This window comes from Serratia sp. 2723, assembly GCF_050434425.1.
Lineage (GTDB): Bacteria > Pseudomonadota > Gammaproteobacteria > Enterobacterales > Enterobacteriaceae > Chania.
Genome location: NZ_JBNDIN010000035.1, coordinates 1 through 1150, shown reverse-complemented (window position 1 = coordinate 1150; position 1150 = coordinate 1). Strand labels below are relative to the sequence as shown.

The window sequence follows — 1150 nt, the reverse complement described above, 5'->3', positions numbered from 1 at the left end:
AACCTTGGGCAGTTGGTCATCTTGATTGAGGCATCACGCCATTCGCTGGACCCTTTTGACTTTATGTCAAAGATATCCCAGGACCCAAGATCGACAGTATAATCCGGTACGTTACAGGTTTGAGAGATGACCTTTAAACTGCCACTAAATTTGACCGTGTAGGGCTTCCATGTGAAAACCACGGAACTACTATTGGCAACGGTGTAATCGTTACGGATGGTAACGGTAGGCAAGGAACTGCCGTTCACGCTACCTGGCGTGATATTACCGGTTTTTATCAATATCATCGTGATGGTGGTCCACACCTGTACATCAGGAATACTGGGCCTGGTATCAGAGTACCACTGATAGGGTGTGGCATTAACACCGGTATTCCCCCTTGCGATAACTACGCCAATGCCTGGAATATTCGTGTTGTATATCTTCCCGGAATAAGTCCCGCCTTGCCAGCTGGACAGCGACTGCGGCATGTTGGTGAGATAAATGTATTGCCTGTCCGTATAGGGGCCGCTGCCATCACACTTTCCATGAGGTGCATTGGCATAATCCTTGGTTGAGGTGATATTTTGCCGATAGATGATGGTACCGAGGGGGAGTTCGTTACCCACGGTGATATTCCCTCCCTGCAACGGGAAGGCATCGGTTCTGACCGGCACATCTATCTTACAGGTCAGCGCAAAACCTGCCGAACTGTAGGCAGCCAGAACGACCAATAGGGCGTTCAGGCTACGGCGAATGAAGGTCGTTCGAATGCTTTCAAGCCACCCGTTAGTAAATCTGTTCATTGTTAATCCTCCCGGCAGATTGAATCAAAGCGGATAATGTTTTTAGTGGTCGAGCCTGGTTGTTTAGGCGGTAAAATATAGTTCAGCTGGCAGTATTGACCCGGTTGGCTCCCCCACTTGACCGTAAGCTGGTCCCGTTGCTTTTCTACCCGCGCATAGATTTGCCCCATCTGGCCAACGCTGCCGATGTTGTTTTTCACACTGTCGAACACTTCGGCCCCAAACGGTACCGCCTCGCCATTCGAACGTTGGGCCATGATCAGCAGCGGTGTTCCTTGCTGGGTTTTAAACGTCACCTTGCTCACTGCGCCAGCATGTGGGGCAACTTTATCACTGGTATTTTCCAGCTCGACCTCGTACGGCAT

1 protein-coding gene and 1 pseudogene are annotated in these 1150 nt (G+C 50.3%); both read right to left on the bottom strand.

Features of this window, described 5'->3' with window-relative positions:
* A pseudogene (locus ABIE29_RS23395) lies at positions 1–785 on the bottom strand (hypothetical protein); the annotation flags it as partial.
* Positions 786–787: 2 nt separating this feature from the next.
* Positions 788–1150, bottom strand: a 363-nt coding sequence (locus tag ABIE29_RS23390) for a FimD/PapC C-terminal domain-containing protein (RefSeq protein ID WP_429621732.1), incomplete at its 5' end; no start/stop codon positions are given.